The organism is Bdellovibrionales bacterium (assembly GCA_016714165.1).
Taxonomy (GTDB): domain Bacteria; phylum Bdellovibrionota; class Bdellovibrionia; order Bdellovibrionales; family UBA1609; genus JADJVA01.
This window is the reverse complement of record JADJNU010000005.1, coordinates 61,425-78,219: the sequence shown is the minus strand read 5'-3', so window position 1 is coordinate 78,219 and position 16,795 is coordinate 61,425. Positions and strand designations below refer to the sequence as shown.

Here is a 16,795-nt window from a genome sequence, read left to right as displayed (position 1 = left end):
ATTCTTGGCTAAAAGAAAGCGAGCAACCCTCAAGATTCAATCAACGACACTTTATGGAAGACTCAAAGGCGTTTGCCCGACTCAAATTAGCGTCGGTATGATCCTTGTCTCCCACGAAGTATTCCAGATCAAGATAGGCTCTTTTCCTTGCAATAAACCATGATCACCTAGGCTAATTGCGTTTGCTGACCTTTCTCGCAACTTCCAAAATGTATATCGTTCATTAGCCCACAATTGGACGCGCTTAATCCAACCTCCGGGAATCTCGCGCGAGTTTGGTCACTGGAAGACTCTCACAAGAAATGACATTCGATAGACGGTCCGGATACGGTGATACTTGAGTCTTGTAGAGCGAGGTTACGAAGTAAATGCGATCTCGTGCACGGCTCTCAGCCTCTGCCTCGTCGATGTTATGATTTTGGATGACCTTTAACCTCGAATCCGACCCATGAAATCGGGTCGTAAAATTCGAGCCCGCTAAAATCGAAGTTTGATCAGATCCTTCAACATATAAGTCCTGATTCGAAAATTCTATGAGTACATTTTCTGGGATGACGGGTTTATTGAATCGGCACGATGTCAAACTAACAAGCCAAACCATCAAAACAAGACGAACCAACAGAGAACCTCTTGATCATTTTTCAACCAACCCTTTCTCTCAACTGCGGCGCTCTCATTGTAAAACAATATATCAATTTCATTTCAAATTGTGACCGAAAAATACCAAATAGAACATTTCACGAAAACAGTCTCTGACTTTGCCTAAGCCTGTCTCACTGATCAACATGATAGATCCCTACCATTCCAATTTCTGTCTAATCAAATATTGTAAATACATTTTTTACATCGTCAATTCAGATACGAAAGGATTATAATTTCAATACTCATCCTTTATCCCACCTTTCTATCTATATACTTCAATTTTATTTGACCTCATATCTTCATTGGAATACTGACCGTCTGATTGACTCGACAAACGAGTGCGTCCCATGAATGAACGTTCTCTGCGAGTCAGTCTTTCAACTACCAACAAAGAGGAGGCATTTTGAAAAAGCTGATCACCTTAATGAGTTTCGTTGTAATCGCTGGTGCGCAAGCTGACTATATTAATCCGAGCAGTGACTGGAGTGAAATCGTTAGTTCGATTAATGTTACAGTCAACGATCCTATCGCTAGATTTGGCGATTATGCCCATAGCCACGGATTCCTGAACGCGTGCAAAAAAGATAATTTTATCCGAACTATTGAACCTATCAGTTATTGTGAATCATATGTCACTCATCCTGCAACCAAAGAAAATGTGCAGGAATTGGAATGCGTCAGATATGGAAAAAGACTCGTCAGGTTGCCTTTGAGCTATGAAACGGAAGTTTGTACCGATCTGGAGGATTTGGGATCTGATAAAGGGCTTGGCGAATGCATTCGCTGGGAAAAGAAGACCTTCAAGCAGTCTCTTCACTTTGAAATATCTGTCTTAGGCGACGTCGGTAACGCCGCTGCAAAGAAGCTGTTATTTAAGAAGTCCTTTGATGTGCCGGACTGCAAGTAATTTTTTTCTTAGTTACATTCTTTTCGCCCAATTCCTTGTTAATAATGTTGGCAAAACGATAGAGTTAGATGAGATGAGATGGCCGTTCTCTTGACTCAAATGTCAAATGCGGCCCTTGTTGCCAAATTCAAATATTTGCGGCATTTTTTGGCCCTTATGAGCAAAGTACAGATTCTATTTAAAAATAATGATTTTCTTGCCAAAACAAAAGTGCTGGAAAATCTGTCCATAATTATGAAGACACAGACAACTTATTGTCAACAATTGAAGCTGAAATGGACATTTCTCCTCTATTTCCCGTCCACCGACTCGACAAAGAAACAAGTGGAATCCAGCTTATCGCCTTAAACAAGGATTGCGCCAGAGATTTAGCTGATGAATTTCAAGGAAGAAGGGTAGAAAAGATCTATACTGGTATTATCCGAGGCCAACTCTCTGTTTGCGAGGGTGTTTGGAACAGCCCGCTCACGGACAAAGCTGAGGGTCGTAGGAACTTGAGGGCATCGTGAGGGATAGGGTTTCCTGTGAGACTAAATTCCAAGTTCTGAAATTTAATCGTTATTTTTCTCTGTAAAATTTGTTCTGATTACTGGGAGACAACATCAAATCCGTAAAACACACGGCCTTAGCTAAACATCCCCTGATCGGGGATTCTCGGTATGGTGATTTAAAATACAATCGCATGATTCAGGATCGGTATCAAACAAGACGAATGTTTTTACATTGTTTCTTTCCTTAAAACAAAAGGGCAAACAATTGAATGCCCTGCCCCCGCAGATTTTGATAAATTTGTTTTCTAAAAATCAATCAGACGACAATTTTATCATCTGAAAGCGCGTATATCTTTTGACGACCCATTCTTTTTCGAGTTTCAAATCTACCTGATTTATTATTGTAAAAGACAAGAAGGGTAAGACTCAGACAGAGCCAATGCTCAACCAAATCTTAAAGGCTAAGCTCTTAGAACTTCGTGCCACTTGTTGACGGACGAACTTCAGAAAAAATCTATTTTTCATAAAGTCTAAAATCCCTCTCCCAAAGAGACGTAAAGTTTCACACGTATTCTCCAAATTCTTGATATTATAACTGGACGGGCCTGCGCGAAACTAGAATCTCTGGAGTAGAATTCGGCTCGTTTTCTGGAACCATATAGATAAGAAACTTAATGGCATTACCACCGGAGTCATGCCTGAGTTCGGTTAAGGTATTCGTAGTGGCATCATTCCCTAAAACTGAGGTCGTGTTGAAAAGAGACAAATCGCTAACTGACAGATGATAACAGTTCATGTTTTGCAATTCTCTTGTGAAATTAAATTCAGTTCTCGTTAGAAATCTGTGCTTGACACCCCTATTGTTGAATTTGGAACTGATTTTTGAGAGTGCTTTGTGATAGTTATCGATCCCGTCTCCATTGTTATCAACAGTTTCATCCTTTTCTGACGGGCTGGATCCAATTCTCACTTCAAGTCCATCAAAAATCCCATCGCCATCAGATTCAAGGTTTGCTTTTTCCGTGTGGTATTCTGAAGATTCATCACAATTGCTAACACCATCACTATCCGTATCTGCTAAGGCCTCCCCTGAAAAGCAAGATCCCGGACAAAATCCATATTAATAAAACCCTTGTCTGAGCATTGAGATTTTAAATCTTGAGACTTTATCGAGAATTGGGTGTAAAATGACGAGGACTTGTAGCAAGCCTTCCATATGGAGGATTTAATTCGTCCTCGTCTGCCAAGCCATCTCCGTCCGAATCAGCCATAATGATTTCATCAAGATCAGAGACTGCCGCATTCATGGTTGTCGCAAAAAACCTCTGGATCCGATACTTCTTTCGATTGAAGAACCTCATTTCCAAATAATTCAATTTAGAAAGATCATCTTCAATATAGGAATAAACTTCGCTTAAATAGCCTCCTAAATTTCGAGCTTCATTTAAAAGAGACACCATATAGGAAATGATATCTGGATCCTTATTGAAGAAAGATTCGCCTGGTTAGCTTTGACCTGAAACTCCCCCGGTGACCCCCAAACACTGAGGAGTCGGCTTAAAGTCCCGCAAAGCGCGTGTTACATCCTGATTCAACACTGTAGCTTCCCCCTTCTTCAAACCGTCCGTATGACTTAAAAATCCTGCGGTTCGATCCATTACAAAGCCAAGACTGATATAAAAGTTATCTTCACCCTTGTAGAATCAATTAATTCACGAAGCGCATCGATTTTTTTGGCTTTCGTGAGTGGATTTGCGATCGCCGGCTCAATTCCCTGCATACGTTCAGATTGATCCAAAAAAAATAATTTTCTGAGGATTCTCAAGATTGGATGGGCCTTTTAAACAGATTTCACCAATCCCTCGAGAGCGAACGCTTGCCTTGTCTATTTTGTGCAACTTCACATCATTGCAAAATTGAAAAAAAATCACTCCACCTAAAATAGTTAGTGACACCGACAAATATACAAGGACCCGATTTAGAGAAATCTTCATCTATAAAAATCATACATCTCCTCTGTCTTCTATATAAGCAGAAAAATGGAAAAGCCTGCTGGAGATGGATCCCCAGGCTGCCAAATGGCAATTAATCCCTCAAGCACAAGTCAATGTCGCATTCGTATCAAATTGAAACAGTCGTACTTCCGGAGGAATCTAGCCTTCGTCGCATAATTCCACAATCGGAAGCTGATGCAGGGCGTTTTTTATGTGCCCAAATGAAGAGGGAGTGGTAAGTCAGGCAAATTGAAACCTATTTAATTTAATTAATTGGTTTCTGTAACTGCTCAGCACAACCACCAAGGCATGACCAACCCCGATCAATTTGGATTGTCTTTGATTTTAAATAGAAGTTTAATCTCGATGAATATTGTTCGACTTATATGGGGACCTGCTATTAATGGCATGGCTGCAAATAGTCAAACTCCTTTCGTTGGCATTATTTTTAGAACTCATCTTGTACTGTCCAACTGCAATTTCCACGGAAGTCTCTGACAAGATTGAGGATATTGGCTCGAGGCAGAAGAAGCTTCTTGTAAACGCATCATTTGAACTTTGGTCAAAGATACGAAAAAATGAAGTGGAAATTGTAGGATCTCTTAGTCAAATTAAGAGCAAGATCAATAGTGAATTGATGACTCTTGGACCATGTAGCTCAGATCTCCTAGAAGAATACTTTTCTGATGTTGCCATCGTTCGTAGAAAAAAATCTTCTCTTTACCTCAATTGCGTGACGGCCTCGCCCAAGTTCGATAAGAAATTTCCCACGGTATCCGTCTTTCCAAGGTCTAGGACTATCTCCGAACGGTCTTTAAGAGATTACTGGCAACCGAATCCAGTCCGAAGAGAGTGGTGGTCCTGTTTGACTTCAGTCCAAAATATCTATTAGAAGCCCGGCCAGACCTTGATCGATTGATTTCCTCCGAATTGGGAGGGGCCCTTCCTATCCAATGGGTGAGTCTTAGTGAATTGCAGCGATTTTCTGAGCTCGGACAGGATTTTTTTTCCAATAAGGATTGGATAGTCATTTGGACGCCGATTCGTCAGAAGATGAAAAACATGGAAAAAATGAAACACTTTATGTCGGCTCTCAAAATTGTTCCCTACGGCCCTTCAGACCCCACGGCAATTTGGCCTAGTACCGCGAGAGTCATGTTCTGGCATCCAAATGTCTCATATGAGAGATCCAATCGGAACTGTGCCTTCTCCGCGAATTTTAGGAGGTCGACAAAATTAGATCCAGACTTTCATTCTGCCTATTTGTTTTCAACATTGGAAGTTGGTCTGCAGGTCCTAAATTCGGACTGGAGACCTCTGACTTCGAATAATTCCCCAGAGTTTGATAGTCTTTTTGGACGTTTGCGCTTGGACCGCGAGGGCCGAATGCTGAACCATATCCCACTTATCTTACTTAAATCGGGTCAAAAGCATATTAAATGGGACCTCGGGGATCCAAATAGAAAAATGTGCGGTACCTAGAATTTAGCCCACTTAGATCTGCCAGATAATCGCCGAGACCGCATCGAAAGCCAGAGCAACGGCCCAAACAATTCAGTGCGTTAACAGTCCAGGTTTTAGACGTATGTTCACTTGCTGCATTCCCACTAAAAAGCTCTGGTAATCCAACTCCAATCCTAGTTACCATACCATTGGATGATTGCCAGCTCTGATGAAAACACTCAAAAAGGAACGTTGAGATGTCGCGATATTTATTTTCTTTCTTGATTTCGGTATCTTTTTCTCATTACGTCCTCGCAGGTCCAGGTTTGCCTGCGAACGGATCCTCTGCTGTCTACTCCTGCAAGGGCAGCCTTGCTAAAGAGTTAGCTCTCAGTTTTTTTCGCACGACCGAGGATGAGGCCATGTTTTTGGAGTGGGCCTCAGAAAACCCCCAATATTATACCGATATCGGAATATATTCGGAATGGGGATATATTGCTGGAATTCCTTCCCTCAGCAGGGCAGCTGAACTACCCAGATTAAGCTCCATCAAGAGTGGCAATCTGGCACAAGTCGCCTCATTAAAAGCGGGAGAATACAGTGGAATTCTAGCATTTTCTGACCCTCCACTATCACCACTATCATTTGATGCACAAACCACCGTAAAGATAATGGCAAAGGAAAAAACGATTTCGGCACTTGGAGTTGGCTTCGAAATTCCCATCGAAACAACCATCAAAAATTTTGATGGAAAGGGAGGGGAACTTAAATTGAAAGTGAGCTATTCTGAAACCCACCGGATACATTTGAAAAAGCAAACTTTCGGACCCAAAAATTCGTTTCGCGGACAGGAGGATTGCATCCTCAAAGGATTTAAGAATGACAGGGATACCACCACTTCAAATAGTCACACATTCCAAGCGCCCGACGCTGGTACAAAGCTGAGATACTTATGCGAAAAGGAAGCAACGCCAGCCATGGAATTGGAGATCATGGATCAAACAAACGGGAACGTCACATCCAAAATCACTACAGTTCTCGGCGAGACCGTTTCGACCGGATCCCTTTGGATGTTTTATTTCGGACTAGCAGATAAAAAAACAGGCGGATATCTACTGGCAGATGAGAGAACATTCAGATTTAAATTTGATCGATCACCAGATTTTTCAAAAGGAATTTCTCCAGGATTTTTTCACGGCGTAGTTGACGTTTCGGAAGTTTCAAAAGGCAAACAAACAAAAGATACCTTCGACGCCACATTAATGGTGACGCCTTGGCGAAAGCAAATAATTCCAAAGTTTGGAAGCCAGACTTTGGTAGATACATACATTGTCCTTTTAAGCAAAGAAAAGTGGATGCGAATAGGAAAAAATACTTATTCTCCGTCCCTAAAGAGTCCTGTGTTAATTAATTCTACGCTGATTAACTTGGTTAAAAAGAAGATGGTACAGAGGTCTGAATGTAGTCTGTCCTCGATTTTGGGAGCAAATAAAAAATCAAATGCAGCGGTAAAAAAATAGATAGAGCGAATTCGGCGATTTGATTCGTAACATCCCCATCGGTTGTCCACATCTATTTGGTATTTTCAGGTGAAGCTTTGTGGATAGCTGGGCTCGCTCGCGGTGGGTTACTTCCGACATTTTCTCCGACACAAACCACGAGGCTTTGCAATGGAGATTGCGCTCGGACTTGGAGAGAACTGACTCGATCATGCCATGTAGCTCTCTTTCGCTGTATGATACAATTTCCTTCCGACTTTTATTTTTTCTCTTTGCCTTGGTATATATTTGAAAACTTGCCGCCAACCTTTCTCAAGGCTCCCAACGTCAATTCAGTAAAGCGTTTCATCAATCCCACTTCGTTCGGATACGGGATGACGGCCTCTTGAGCCGTGGTGGCGGACATCAATCTCGTTGAATCCAAAATCCCAAGCTCTCCAGCCTGTGTTTGTCGCACTGATGTCAGTGCGATGGCTCCCAAAAGCTCTCGATAATGTGGCTCGGGACCGACAAGAGCTTTGACCTTTGAAGCCCTGATCCCTTGCGCCGCGCCGATCGGATCTGGCCAAGAGTTCATCTCTGTCAATTGCGGCAGCTCGTGATTTTCATTGATCCGGGTGTCCGCCCGGGCAGGATGAATATGATCGAAGAATCCTATTTAATGGAGGTTTGCCGTAAATCCTCCTTTGAAGTGTTGGTGATATCTGCGCAAATACAGATTGAAAGGTCTAAAAAAATAGCCGAGCTCTCGGAGAGAAAATGCTGCTAATCTCCGAAATCGCTCCGATTATCCTGGTTAAAAATGATCGTGTCATGAGACCCGAATGTGAACTTTCCTCAATCTCTGGAACGAAAATAAAGTCAAATGTAACTCTAAAAAATAGGAAAAAAGGCCGCCTAACTTCAGGGTTTTGAGCTCACCCTTTGCTTAATAATCTTAAATATCTTTTCCGCGACAATTCTATGGCCCTCATCAGTAAAATGTCTTGGATCAGCGTAGACCTGCAATTTGTGGCCTATAAATATGCAGGTAAAATCAACAAATCTTCCAGTACTATCGTCCTTTCTAATTTCACTCCTCAATGATTTGTAGGCATCCTTTGACTGCGATAAATATTTCTCCCAATCGACCCTCCAAATCTTTTCTCAAAGAATTCCCGTGTGATAGCTTCATTTGGTAAAAGATCTTCCTCAGGACAAATTCCCAAAATTGGAGCTAGAATCCATAGAAACTCAGCGCCGACTGAATTTGAAACAGCCTCCATTTGCCTAATTTTGGACATATAAAGCTGATCGTAAGATCTGATAGGATATCCTTGCTGGCGATAGCCGAGAGCATAACCCTGTACACCCCTAATCAGATTTGTCAAAAAAATCGATGTATAAGGAAGAACATTCAGTGGCATAAAAATGCTGTCTATCCTTGACCGAGAGATCATCCGCTTTAGGGCCCAGTGAATTGAAAAATCAAATGCATTTCCCGTGTACTCCAATTCAGATTGCGCAGGACCGTTAAAGGAAATCACCATATTTGGCCGCCAATAGCTCGTCTCCGTAGCTAGTCTCAATATTTCCTGAGCCACTGTGTGGGAAAAAGTTCCCGTATTGAAAACAAATACCCTCGAATAGCCGAGACTCTTTAGTAATTTTGTATCTTCATTTAGCAACCGATTCAGATGTGACGGCCACGTTTTTCTATTTTCAGATGCTCCCCAGACCGACGAAGATGATCCAGAAACAATTATTCGATAAATAGAGGGATCAGATATAATTTGGGCCAAATTGTATTCTCTTTCACTTACCTCACTTGAATTTGAGATCAGGCCATATTTATCAGTCAAAATCCCATTTGTAGAATAAACGGCTTCGCCCTCACCATCAGGAACAACGGCAAAGACTTCTCCATTGGCCTGAAAACGAATCCCCAAAACTGGATCTGGAACAAAATATTCCATTCGCTTCCGGTGCAGTTCAGATTTCCTAAACCTGGAAATGTGATTTTGGTCGCTTATATCAAGCAACGGAGTCCGATGGCCTATTGCCTTTTTCCCCCCCTGGTTTTGAGATGACACAAAAAACCAAAAGGCAGATCCAAATTCTATGATGATTAAAACGACAAAAATGGCTGCCAAAAAATTAAGAGTTGCCCAAAAATATTTCATAATTAAAATCGCGATTCAAATGATTCGCTCCTTAGAAAATTGTAACTTCCTCTTTACCTATCCTTGATCGAAGAAGTGAAATTCGCACCTGTAAAATCGGAAAGAATCGAATTGAGATTGGTCACCTTAGCAGATATTTTTTCCCTTTCAACCTGAACCAAGACTGGCTTCTTCAAAAGCGACCGACGTTGATCGTCGGAGGAGTTCAAAAAAAATCGTCCGGTGGAGGGTACTCTTGGGTTTCCGAAAGATCCGCCAACTCCAGAAATGGAAAATATTCGAAACTGGTGATCTCTCACCATTGAAATTCCCTCCTCTAGTGTATAGACATTACCGCCCATTGAAATGCCATTGAGTGAGGCTTCTTTTGAAATTTTTTGTACAGATGATTTCCACCACTTTTCTGTCTCCTGTGGGGAAGCTTTTTTTAGCCTTTGGTGATTTTTCTTTGCGTCAAACGGCCCAAGCCAAAAAACTATATGACTCTTATCCACTCCATATTGATTTGCTAGCTTGGCAGCTTCTCGCGCAAGGGATTCAATATGTGCCACTCCAGCTACACTCTCAATCATAAAGGCTAATATTTTTTCTCTGTCAACGCCAGCATAATCATCTGCCGAATTCGCCCTTAGATTACTTGAGTCGGGCTCAAGGCCAATTTCTCTCCACCCGCTATAATAAACATTGTCAAATGACTCTTTGATTTGCCTGGGAGATTCAGTCATTGGAATAACGAGTCCCTTTGCTCCTATTCCTAGATATCCCTGAATAGATACCCTGGACTCATCAGGAATTCTCACGATTGTATGAAACCCCGCCTCATTGGCTAGAGCAACAAGTGGCTGAACTTCTGATGGGGAAAACCTAATGTGTTGGTTTTCGATCCAAAGGCCGTGAATAGGAAACTTGTCAATATCACGCAGATGCTTCATCATCCTAATGGTTTCCTCATGAGCCCTAATCTCCACTCCAGTGGCTAGCAAGGTAAACCCAGCCCTAGTTGGCCCTCTCTGCTCAAGGATCATTGGCAAAGGAGAAACAAATCCCTTAACGATCTCAAAAAAAGCCATCCCCCAAGGACCAAATTCCTCCTCGTGGGTCGAAGACAATCCATCTAATGCAAAGGCACTCTGTACACTTATCAAACAAAATAGTACATAGGCTACCACGTTGATCATACTGATCCTTCCTTTCATGAAAATGAGAACTCAATCAACCCAAACCGTCAAATCACTTAGATTTAGATTTCACCTTCTTCAAATCACCGAGTCAATGCTCCACATTTTGTTTGATATATGACATTGCCTGAGATTTGATTGAGTCACCAGCGACAAATTCAAAGGACATACGGAATGACTCGCCGTAAATACAAACTAACTAGCTGTTTACCCAAATCCCAACTTATGGAGTTTTACAATTCTTTAAAAGAAATGGACCACATCTACGTCCTATACGGTGCTTTTGTGCTTCTGACTTCGTTGGCTTTTTTTCTTAACTTACAAGACATGACTGTTCCAACATTTTATCAGGCACGAGATATTCATAGAGCCGCGGAATGGTGGAATAACCCAATATTTCATGGACCCGAATTTACCTATGGCGGCTATATCCCCGGCCCCCTCTACTATATTCTTGCTTCGATTCCTATAAAACTTGGCGGCGGGTGGTGGACCCTTACCCTAATTCGACTCACACTGGCCGCAGTTGCCGGATTTGTGATCTGGCATGTCGCCAGACATTTTTGGGGAGACCTTGCAGGAATTTGGTCTTGGCTACTCTATCTAAATTCTACTTCTGTAAGGAGAAATTCTATTCCAGATTGGAATGCCTCCTATCAACAGTTGTTCAGCGCCCTTTGTCTGCTGTTAGCATTTCTTGTCTGGGTCAATGGAAAGCCTTCCAGGCGTTCAGCGTACTGGTATCTATTTTGTCTTGTATGCTCCCTGGGTTGCCAGATTCATTTTAGCATCTCCTTTCATATGGCTCTCGCAATTTTTATTCAGACAGTTGGGCCATTGCTCAGACTGCCGCGCCTCAAGCCTCTCACCTTTTCCACAGGGATTCTCCTATTCATTATGCCAATGGTACCATTCTTGATTTGGTCGCTTAAAAATTCTCAAATTAATTTTATTGCGACAGTTTACGAGAGATTTCTAGGGCACGCAAACCTCTATGTGCCTTCACCAACAACGACCGCCTTTTTATACAATTTCCTAAGAGGCTCGTGGACGACCTTTGGCACCTCTAACTTCTTTTTTCTGTTCAGTATTTCAACGGCGATGGGTGGTTTCGTTAGTATATGGCTTAACAAAAAAAAATATAAGACACATCTGGTTCCTCAAACGCAGACAAGATTCCTCATTCTCTGTCTCACCTTTCTCATCGGTACTGGATCTGTTTTTTGTACCTATCCGTATATGAATCGATATCTCCTTCACATGCATTTATTTATGATTATTTTTATTGGTTGCTTGTGCGCCAACCTTTTTGAATCATTTTTCAAAGAAACCTCAAATGGTGGCGAGTTCTCTGCTTTTGCTGGGTGGATTGCTTTAATAAGCTTGGCCTACGGAGAGTCCTCTCTCATTGATAACAAAATGATGATACTTGTTGTGATTGGAATCCTCTCCGTTCTGGTCTTATTTTTTTCACGAAGACATCTCCCGAACAAGACAGCTGGTCTCCGGGTCATTTATCTGGTCAGCGTAGCTGCAGCTTTTGGATTGTCCGCTTTCAGCCTTGAACATTCCACCTATTTAGAGCTGGAGAGTCCTGTACCACATACTGCAGAGAGGAGGATCCACGCGCATACGACGGCACGGGCAATTCGATGGGCATGCACGACTATCAAGCAAAATACTGGATGGACATCAGATGATATCATGGAGAGACTCGCAACAATTAGAATTAAAGAGACTGTTGATTTTTCTGAAATTTGCAAATCTACTGATCAAATCTCGTTAGACCCTGCTTTAAGGACCAATCATGTTCCTTCGGGATATTTCATTTTTAGGGAACGACCAGGGTTTAAAGATAACAAAGCTGAAATTTCCAAGTGGATTGCGGAACAGACTCTGCCATTTGAGCTCAAGAGGGATCTCCTCTCGCGTGAAATTGAAATGGATGAACCGATTTTTAATTTTGGCATTGTGCTAGTTCCCTATCGCATGCTGAACGCTGGTGCCAGCGTTCAGACTTTTCACAACCGAGCAAGGTCAATTCGATTAGATCATATGGATCAATTTCTCATTGACAATGACCACGTTTCTCAATCGGGAGTGCCTGCCAATTCTATAGTACAGCTATCAAAAAATAGATACTTACTGATCTGGAGCCATTGTGATAACGTAGGTCCTGGTTTTTGCCGAATCGGCGTGATTCTTGATCTCTCAAGCAATAGGGATGGAACTGTTGAGTTTCTTGGTTCCCCCTTAAATCTTGGAAATAATTCCTTGGGTCCCGTGTCCGTCCAATGGGTTAACTCAAAATTGCAAATTTACTGTGGGAAAATAGGCACGTACCAAATACCACTGCTCAGCAAAATCGGAAACGCAGAATCTATTACAAGAAATGATGCATTCATGGCTCCAATGAGGTTTAGGTTTCAAAATCCCTGTCCCTCAGGCGCCACAAGATTGAAGTTTGAAATTGCTAACACTCTCATCACAAAGGGAAAATCTCAGTTGATGATTAATGGTGATAGTCGATTCGTTGATCTCGAAAATGATTAAAATATCTTGGAACCTAACATGCAAGATTTTGGGGCGTAGTTGTGATCATAAAAAATCCGTCAAGAAAATTGGGGTATCTTTGGGAACGAACTCAAATGAAGCCTATTATTTCGGAAGAGACAAGCCAGCTCCTCATTTTCCTTTTCCTGTGTGCCGTTGGCACTTTTCTCTTTCACTTGACTAAAGATTTCGCCACCCTTTATATCTACCAGGAACGGGATCTGGAACGTTCATTTCAGCTACTGAATAAACATTTGATATGGCATGGTCCAGAACTAACTGGAGGTGGATTTCTCCCCGGAAGTCTCTACTATTTGATTCTCTCAAGCTTTTTAGCTATAAATCGCGATTTGATCTCCTGTTGGTACGGAATGCTCGCGATGGGTTCCGTTGGCGGGGCAGTGGTTTGGCTTTTTCTTCATCGTCGGTTTGGTTCAACCGTAGGCATCCTGTGGATATTGAATTACTTTGGGTCTCCATTTAATTTCATCGTTCTCAGTTATTTTTGGAATCCCAGTTTTTCCATCTTGTTTATTTTGGTGGCTCTTTGTGCCATTATCGAGACATTTGCATTCTCTGGATCGTTGTGGAGTTTGGTGTTTGCATTTTCTCTCTCAGTATTGAGCGCTCAGCTACATTTAACCGGCTTGATTTTAGTTGGCCTGTTATTATTTCTGCATCTGTCGACCCGACGCTTCGGCCTCAAAGAAATCTCAAATCGAAATTTTACTACGGCCTTATTTCTGAGTTTGTTTTGGTTTCTTCCTTATGTCGTTTTTCGACTTTCTGATCTGAAAGATAGGTATCACGCGACAACTAGCGAGAGCGCTGGGACCAGCTGGATCAGCTTTCAAGTTAATGAAATTATCGAATCTTGGACATCTTATCTTAACTTTCACGGCGTGATCTCAATTTTTTTTGAGGCGGGATTGAACATGTGGATCTTTATTCCGTTCTCCCTCCTTCTTTTAATTTCCTTAAAATGGATATACAGAAATCAAATTCAATTAGTCAATATTCAAAGAACTCAAACCCGCGTTAACGTAATTCTATTGGTAACACTTGCCCTTTCAGTAATTGTGGCAGCTCCAATCTTCCTTTCGATTGGCCTTTTTTCGAAGTTTCGATATGGCATTATCTTTATGCTCACACTCCAAATGGCATCCTCCATTTGGGTTGGCTCATTTCTAAAGAGCCACTTTTCAGCGAACCGAATGCAACTACTTAAGTGGGGGATACCAATTTTTTTCTTTCTATTCTTGACTGGAATACTCACCTATTTGTATGTGCCGAAATATGTTGAGAAGCGACGATTCTATGCGCCATCATTTTTTAATCTTAGAGCGGCCCTCCAATATGTCCATGATCAAACATGTTGGACACCCGAGCAAATGAGAGAAAAGATTTTTTCTGTTAATATTTATAGTTTTATTTCCAAACAACTTCTGAGCGAAAGAGGGTTACCCTGTCAGAACTCAGAATTGAATTTTAAAAGCGCCATTTTTTTGATGCCACGAAAAAAACCTTCTGAAAGTACACTTGGTAAGCTCGATATGATCAAAGAACTCAAGGAATCTAAACTCGAAAATGTCTTTCTACAAAATATCGAAAACGGAGATCTGGAATTGCGAAATCCTGTGAATTTTGGAAGCCTGCAAGTGATTCTCGTTAGCGAGAGAGTACCAAATTCGTCTCCCATTCGTTTTCACAACACAGGATACCCATATTCAAGGTCTCCACTCGAAAATCAGTTGAAAAATGCATTTAGCCTGGTTGACCCGATCGTGCTTGTTGAGCCAAATGTACTACTCGCAAAAACTTCTCCCTGCTCTGGCCAAACAGGCCCTGACGTTTCATATTGCCACGCTGGATTTCTATTAAAGTTAAGCCCTTCACTTGAAAATTCTGAAGTTTTAACTGTTTCAATTCTTGGAGAGGCCCTGTCTCAGCCTTCATTTTGGATTGATCCACAGCGAACTTCGGCCTGGATTTCTCCATTTGTTGAGTTTAGGTGTGGAGAACAAATCACCAAAGTACTACTAGCCGAAGCTATAGGATTCAACAGAAGACAGGGCTGGAAACTCCTCAATTCCTCGGTGTTAGCTCCATTTTCTAAAGCAATTGCAGTTCCATGTCCCAGCTCTCTGACCGAAATTAGAGTGGGTTCGAAGCTCGGTTTTTTACGTCTCCATGGCGAGAGTCGCGATGGCCGGGATTTCAACTCATCGTTCCAATCGAAAATGCCAAGTCCCTCCAGCCACTCGATCCAGGAAGATCATCCATATGAAAATTTCACTTATGGGCCGTTTCAATTCGATAGTTCTCGGTGTGATTTTAATCGGCATCCTTGGGCTTAAGGGACAATCACTTGCCAACACTCTCGAAAAATTCAATGCTGAGATGGAGCTTGAAATTAGGCGAAATCAGAAAACGCAATTACACCGATTCAAAATTCCCCGATTGTACATTGAAGATAATTTGATCGACCTGATTTCCTATTCAGAAAATATTGACGATACCCTAAGGGCCGAAACTAGAGGATCTCTCTTTTCAACAATTGACAGAGACGCTCTAGAAATTCGGAACAATTTGGCCTTAGAGATTCTCGATAGAGTCGCCAAAGAACTCCCAGGAGGGATATCCAAGGATACGGCTCTAGAGATTATGGAAAGTGCCTATATTCATTCGGTAGTGGGAATAAAAATGCTAGATAAGTATGATCCGATTGATCCAACAATCAAGATGAGAAGACATGGATTTTGCTTTGGTCGCGCCGACTATGTCTATTTTCAATTGAGAAAGAGAGGTCTAAACAGGAACGCCGTCTTTAAATTATTCCATGTGGGGGCAATTGCGGCCGATCCCAGCTTCGGTAGACCTTGGAGTCACCATATCGTGACTATCGCCAAGAATAGAATGGGAGGATGGCTAGCTATTGACCCATTCTATCGGTTTGTAGGGACTCCGAAAGAGTGGTATAAGAAAAACCTATCTTATATCAAAAGTGGCTCTTCCATTCTTTATATTGGAAATCCGGAGAGAATGTTTGTCTACGGAGGCACTCACTCATTCCCTGCAATAATGGACCGAACCTTTCCTAGCGCTAGGCCTGGAGCAGCCAAAATTGAAGCAAATGAAGGCCATTTCGGCAAGGACCACAGACCTATGAAGGACAAATTCGTAATGGAATACTTTTCGGACTACTTCAAATCGCTCGAAAACGAAGGTCCTTTGGCAAGCCAATTGGTTTGCCAACTATATGAAATTTGTCCTTCGGGGACATGAACTTTAAATTTGAAAATTTGGAAGGCACTTAAAATCCAACACAATCCAAACACCTAAATTTGTGGATTATTGGATCCCCCTTTTTTAAGAGGATAAAAAAGCTGGCGGGCGACTACTGATCTCGCTAGTAGCAAAACAAAACCTGGAATCCAAACCCATTGTATTTCGTTCATGATCACAACCATTCCCCGCGAGGAAAAAAAACGGATTCCTATGGGTGAAACCTCAATGGGTCTCCAAGAAAAAAAATGGCGCGTTAAGGAATAAGGAGAAAAAAATGCAACTCCCAATCCCCCGTTTGTCATAGCATCGAGCACTCCGTGCGAAACTGCAGAAATACCTAGAAAAATTGCAATTTTGAGTTGGTAGGGCTTTCCCATTTTAGCCCAAGCTAGGGCACCAAGGACAAAGGAAAAAAAAATTGAGTGTGTCAGACCACGATGACCCCAAAGTCCACCGTATGGAACCTTTAAAATCCAACCTAGGTAGTCAAAATCAGGAATTATTGGGAGCAAGCACATCCAAAAAATGAATTTGGTATTTTTTCTGACTGCCTCTGGAGCCAACTGAGAAAGCGTGTAGCCAACAAAAGAATGGGTGAAAACCGTTGCCATTTGAACTGTCCAGTTCAATAGTTAGAA

General features: G+C 41.9%; 13 protein-coding genes and 1 pseudogene. 8 read left to right on the top strand and 6 right to left on the bottom strand.

Annotated features, from left to right (window positions below; genetic code table 11):
* The first annotated feature begins 1,045 nt into the window (after window positions 1-1,045).
* Window positions 1,046-1,549 carry a hypothetical protein gene (locus IPJ71_18080; GenBank protein ID MBK7845557.1) on the top strand — a complete coding sequence of 168 codons (504 nt, stop codon included), beginning with the start codon at window positions 1,046-1,048 and terminating at the stop codon, window positions 1,547-1,549.
* Between the two features lie 242 nt (window positions 1,550-1,791).
* A pseudogene (locus IPJ71_18075) lies at window positions 1,792-2,058 on the top strand (RNA pseudouridine synthase).
* Window positions 2,059-2,629: 571 nt separating this feature from the next.
* Here IPJ71_18075 and IPJ71_18070 read toward each other — a convergent pair.
* Both IPJ71_18070 and IPJ71_18065 read right to left on the bottom strand, forming a co-directional pair.
* Window positions 2,630-3,010 carry a hypothetical protein gene (locus IPJ71_18070; GenBank protein ID MBK7845556.1) on the bottom strand — a complete coding sequence of 127 codons (381 nt, stop codon included), beginning with the start codon at window positions 3,008-3,010 and terminating at the stop codon, window positions 2,630-2,632.
* Window positions 3,011-3,206: 196 nt separating this feature from the next.
* Complete coding sequence (locus tag IPJ71_18065) at window positions 3,207-3,500, bottom strand: hypothetical protein (GenBank protein ID MBK7845555.1); 294 nt, start codon at window positions 3,498-3,500, stop codon at window positions 3,207-3,209.
* Window positions 3,501-4,437: 937 nt separating this feature from the next.
* Between IPJ71_18065 and IPJ71_18060 the strand changes: the two genes are divergently transcribed.
* The 3 genes from IPJ71_18060 to IPJ71_18050 all read left to right on the top strand — a co-directional run bounded on the left by IPJ71_18060 (window position 4,438) and on the right by IPJ71_18050 (window position 6,997).
* Entirely contained in the window at window positions 4,438-4,926 is a 489-nt protein-coding gene (locus IPJ71_18060; GenBank protein MBK7845554.1) for a hypothetical protein, read from the top strand.
* A complete protein-coding gene (locus tag IPJ71_18055) occupies window positions 4,887-5,516 on the top strand; it encodes a hypothetical protein (protein ID MBK7845553.1) in 630 nt (209 codons plus the stop codon). Before IPJ71_18060 ends, IPJ71_18055 begins: the two co-directional genes overlap by 40 nt.
* Window positions 5,517-5,734: 218 nt before the next feature.
* Window positions 5,735-6,997, top strand: a complete 1,263-nt coding sequence (locus IPJ71_18050) for a hypothetical protein (protein ID MBK7845552.1) — start codon at window positions 5,735-5,737, stop codon at window positions 6,995-6,997.
* Window positions 6,998-7,235: 238 nt separating this feature from the next.
* Here the strand turns inward: IPJ71_18050 and IPJ71_18045 are convergent, their stop codons facing one another.
* The 3 genes from IPJ71_18045 to IPJ71_18035 form a co-directional block, all read right to left on the bottom strand.
* Window positions 7,236-7,553 carry a hypothetical protein gene (locus tag IPJ71_18045; protein ID MBK7845551.1) on the bottom strand — a complete coding sequence of 106 codons (318 nt, stop codon included), beginning with the start codon at window positions 7,551-7,553 and terminating at the stop codon, window positions 7,236-7,238.
* 502 nt (window positions 7,554-8,055) lie between these two features.
* Entirely contained in the window at window positions 8,056-9,138 is a 1,083-nt protein-coding gene (locus tag IPJ71_18040; GenBank protein MBK7845550.1) for a hypothetical protein, read from the bottom strand.
* A 53-nt stretch (window positions 9,139-9,191) separates the two neighbouring features.
* On the bottom strand, window positions 9,192-10,316 hold the full coding sequence (locus tag IPJ71_18035) for a hypothetical protein (protein ID MBK7845549.1): 1,125 nt from the start codon (window positions 10,314-10,316) through the stop codon (window positions 9,192-9,194).
* A 252-nt stretch (window positions 10,317-10,568) separates the two neighbouring features.
* Here IPJ71_18035 and IPJ71_18030 point away from each other — a divergent pair, with 252 nt between their 5' ends.
* From IPJ71_18030 to IPJ71_18020, 3 genes are all read left to right on the top strand, one after another.
* Window positions 10,569-12,869 (top strand): hypothetical protein, encoded by a 2,301-nt coding sequence (locus IPJ71_18030; GenBank protein MBK7845548.1) that lies wholly within the window; start codon window positions 10,569-10,571, stop codon window positions 12,867-12,869.
* Window positions 12,870-12,964: 95 nt separating this feature from the next.
* The gene (locus tag IPJ71_18025; GenBank protein ID MBK7845547.1) at window positions 12,965-15,226 is read left to right on the top strand and encodes a hypothetical protein; all 2,262 of its coding nucleotides are present in this window, start codon (window positions 12,965-12,967) and stop codon (window positions 15,224-15,226) included.
* Complete coding sequence (locus IPJ71_18020) at window positions 15,153-16,154, top strand: hypothetical protein (GenBank protein MBK7845546.1); 1,002 nt, start codon at window positions 15,153-15,155, stop codon at window positions 16,152-16,154. The genes IPJ71_18025 and IPJ71_18020 overlap by 74 nt, the downstream gene beginning before the upstream one ends.
* A 53-nt stretch (window positions 16,155-16,207) precedes the next feature.
* On the opposite strand, the gene IPJ71_18015 is transcribed toward IPJ71_18020, so the two are convergent.
* Entirely contained in the window at window positions 16,208-16,768 is a 561-nt protein-coding gene (locus IPJ71_18015) for a metal-dependent hydrolase (GenBank protein ID MBK7845545.1), read from the bottom strand.
* Window positions 16,769-16,795 lie beyond the last annotated feature (27 nt).

What these genes read in the sequence shown, in the direction of transcription:
- IPJ71_18045 (MBK7845551.1), bottom strand. Translation starts at nt 7,553, where the DNA reads ATGAACTCTTGGCCAGATCCGATCGGCGCGGCGCAAGGGATCAGGGCT.
- IPJ71_18065 (MBK7845555.1), bottom strand. Translation starts at nt 3,500, where the DNA reads ATGGTGTCTCTTTTAAATGAAGCTCGAAATTTAGGAGGCTATTTAAGC.
- IPJ71_18025 (MBK7845547.1), top strand. Translation starts at nt 12,965, where the DNA reads ATGAAGCCTATTATTTCGGAAGAGACAAGCCAGCTCCTCATTTTCCTT.
- IPJ71_18015 (MBK7845545.1), bottom strand. Translation starts at nt 16,768, where the DNA reads ATGGCAACGGTTTTCACCCATTCTTTTGTTGGCTACACGCTTTCTCAG.
- IPJ71_18035 (MBK7845549.1), bottom strand. Translation starts at nt 10,316, where the DNA reads ATGATCAACGTGGTAGCCTATGTACTATTTTGTTTGATAAGTGTACAG.
- IPJ71_18050 (MBK7845552.1), top strand. Translation starts at nt 5,735, where the DNA reads ATGTCGCGATATTTATTTTCTTTCTTGATTTCGGTATCTTTTTCTCAT.
- IPJ71_18020 (MBK7845546.1), top strand. Translation starts at nt 15,153, where the DNA reads ATGAAAATTTCACTTATGGGCCGTTTCAATTCGATAGTTCTCGGTGTG.
- IPJ71_18040 (MBK7845550.1), bottom strand. Translation starts at nt 9,138, where the DNA reads ATGAAATATTTTTGGGCAACTCTTAATTTTTTGGCAGCCATTTTTGTC.
- IPJ71_18060 (MBK7845554.1), top strand. Translation starts at nt 4,438, where the DNA reads ATGGCATGGCTGCAAATAGTCAAACTCCTTTCGTTGGCATTATTTTTA.
- IPJ71_18030 (MBK7845548.1), top strand. Translation starts at nt 10,569, where the DNA reads ATGGACCACATCTACGTCCTATACGGTGCTTTTGTGCTTCTGACTTCG.